Source organism: Winogradskyella sp. ECml5-4 (assembly GCF_036903175.1).
In the GTDB taxonomy this organism is placed as follows: Bacteria; Bacteroidota; Bacteroidia; order Flavobacteriales; family Flavobacteriaceae; genus Winogradskyella; species Winogradskyella damuponensis.
In genome coordinates this window covers 1-2,539 of record NZ_JAYJLF010000046.1, presented here as the reverse complement: position 1 = coordinate 2,539, position 2,539 = coordinate 1, and the positions used below count along the sequence as shown (strand labels likewise).

3 protein-coding genes are annotated in these 2,539 nt (G+C 32.9%); all 3 read right to left on the bottom strand.

The window, feature by feature from the left end; genetic code table 11:
• Nucleotides 1-875 precede the first annotated feature (875 nt).
• Entirely contained in the window at nucleotides 876-1,289 is a 414-nt protein-coding gene (locus VDP25_RS17490) for a hypothetical protein (protein ID WP_334471907.1), read from the bottom strand.
• 204 nt (nucleotides 1,290-1,493) lie between these two features.
• Nucleotides 1,494-1,940, bottom strand: a complete 447-nt coding sequence (locus VDP25_RS17485; RefSeq protein ID WP_334471905.1) for a UPF0158 family protein — start codon at nucleotides 1,938-1,940, stop codon at nucleotides 1,494-1,496.
• Nucleotides 1,940-2,389, bottom strand: a complete 450-nt coding sequence (locus VDP25_RS17480; protein ID WP_334471903.1) for a WapI family immunity protein — start codon at nucleotides 2,387-2,389, stop codon at nucleotides 1,940-1,942. Before VDP25_RS17480 ends, VDP25_RS17485 begins: the two co-directional genes overlap by 1 nt.
• Between the last annotated feature and the right edge of the window lie 150 nt (nucleotides 2,390-2,539).

The following is a 2,539-nucleotide window of genomic DNA, read 5'->3' as shown; positions in this document are numbered from 1 at the left end:
TCGAAATTCGTGCGTAAAGTTCCGCAATAGTAAGAAATTCCAGTGTAATATTTTTTAACGTTCAGCTTTAAATTCCAACGTATTTTTCTGAAGCAAGTAAGCACAGAATTTCGTAAAAGTCTTGAAATTGTTGGCACGCGCAAAATGTTTGCCAACGTGTTTGTGTATGGTTAGTTGCGTGGTTTAGTAGCTAAGTTAGCAAACTTTCACGAACCAGAGAAAATTCCGAAGGAATTTTCCAAAGAAGCACTTGCCTAAGCAATTAATTATACACGGTGTTAGCGGCCGGCTTTTAATTTTACGCTGTTTCATTAATCAAGGCTAACATTGATTTTAACGTATAATTTCATTTTTAATATCCAATTACGTTCAGATTGGTTTTTTCGCGTTCAGATCGGCCGTAAAGTCTTTTAAATTTAAATAGAGTAGAGTAGATTGTTTACTATTTTGATGTCTTAAAATCTAAATTTTAATGGTTTCTAGCATCCAGCGTTGTTGATCCGTGTTATTAATCAGTTCTACTTATTCATTTGAGTAATTAATCCAACGTTGTTGCTCCGTCTTATTTGTCAATTTAAATTATCCATCTCAGTAGTTAATCCTGCGTTAATATTCCGTATTGCTTATCACGTTAGATTATCCAGATGAGAATTTAATAGTGAGCAAGATATACCTAGGTTGAATTTAAAAACTCTTGGAATAAGAACGACGTTAGCAAAACGTGACTGCTTGCCGCTAACGGTCTCGTATAACCGTCAGTTACGGGTTAATATGCGTTAGTTTTCGGTTAAGAACTGACGTTAGCAATACCGAGTGGATTCGGACGTAGTCGAATCCGCCGTAATTGCGGTTATACATTGTTGTGCATAGTATTTTTATTCCTTGCATATTATTCCGTCTTGCGAAATTTTTTGTCCGTCGTTAGTTGTCATAGTTGCTGTATAATACAGGCATTTATTTTCAATTTTTTTCTTCGAGACTACAATTCCATTATTTTCATTTACCCATTTAGTCATTTCGTCCATTTCACCTTTTGAAGAATCGTAGGTTAGTCGATAAGTACAGTCATCAATCCATTCAAGAATTTCATAAGTTGGTTTTCCGTTCCCGATTCCGTTTTTCCATTCAGTTTGAGAGTTTTTTTCTCGGATGACAACATAACGATTCACATTTATGTCTCTTTCGGCTGTCATTTCTTTAATACTGTCATTTGATATTACAGTATATTTTTTCATTTCATCATCGGTTGGAATATAAAATTGTCCAATTTTAAAATCCTCACAAGTCAATTCCTGCGCATTGATTTTAAGTCCGATTAGCAGAAATATTGCAATTAGGATTATAGTTTTTTCCATTCAGCGTTTTGTTTGTCAATATTATGCACAACGTGTTTGTATATGGTTTGTTGCGTGGTTTAGCACGTAATTTAGCAAATAAAAACCAAATAGAAAATCCGCGAGGATTTTCGTAAGTAGGCTAGAACTAGCAATAAATTATATACGGTGTTGTGCGCTGGCTTTTCCGCTGTCTAATTGATTTTCTACTATTTTTTCCAACTCACTTTTCTTAAATTCAAACCAACTTTGTCTAAATTCAGAATGGTCGATTTTATGCTTAAAATTCTGAAATGGCTTTTTATTTGCTAAAGTATTTTCCAATTCCGACTTTAAATTTTGGTCAGATAACTGCTCAACAAAAAGCTCCATAATTTTAAAAGACTCAAAGCTTTCTAATGTCTCAAATTTTATAAAATCCGCTTTATACTTTTCCACTTTTTCTAAACTGTCACTAAAAGCCTCTTTAAATTCATCCTCGTCCGAAAATTGTGAAAAATTCGGGATTGCAACAATTTCGTCAGTTTTAGAATTGTAATAACAGTCAAACCCGCAATCCAATTCTTGTGCTATTTCCTTTATTATTTCTGACTGTCTTTTTTCCATTAGATTGCTCTTCTCGGATATTGTTCAACTTGTTTTTCTAATTCCTTTACAATTAGTTTTAATTCGCTGTTGTTAAAAACGCAATCTACAAAATAATCTTTATCATCATCTGCACTTTGTGGTCGAGATTCCAAGTCAAATATTATTCTGATATGCTTTTCTTCTAAATTCTTTTTGGTCAGTTCAAATTCCAAGTTTGGTTCCATAAAAACAAGTGAATCAGAATCAGTTTCAATATTATTCGAGAGTTTTTCAAACCAATCTTTAATGTCATTTAAATCTCCAACTAAAAGTGATGGGGCAACAGTTTGCCAATTTCCACAATCACTTTTTACTTTTAAATAAACCAACAACCAATTAGAATCATATTCACAATTTGTTATTTCAGGAAACTGATAATTCGTTATCTTAAATTCAACAGATTGGTTGTTAATTCCTTTAAATATCATTCGATTACGATGGTTTTTTCAGCTTGCGCACAACGGTCTCGTATATGATTTGTTGCGTGTTATAAGCGAGTAAGTTAGCAAATAAAAACCAAAATAGAAAAACCGAGAGGTTTTTCGACAGTAGGTAAGAAGCAGCTATAAATTATATAC

Coding starts and splice junctions, on each gene's coding strand:
- VDP25_RS17485 (WP_334471905.1), bottom strand. CDS start 1,940: ATGGAAAAAAGACAGTCAGAAATAATAAAGGAAATAGCACAAGAATTG.
- VDP25_RS17480 (WP_334471903.1), bottom strand. CDS start 2,389: ATGATATTTAAAGGAATTAACAACCAATCTGTTGAATTTAAGATAACG.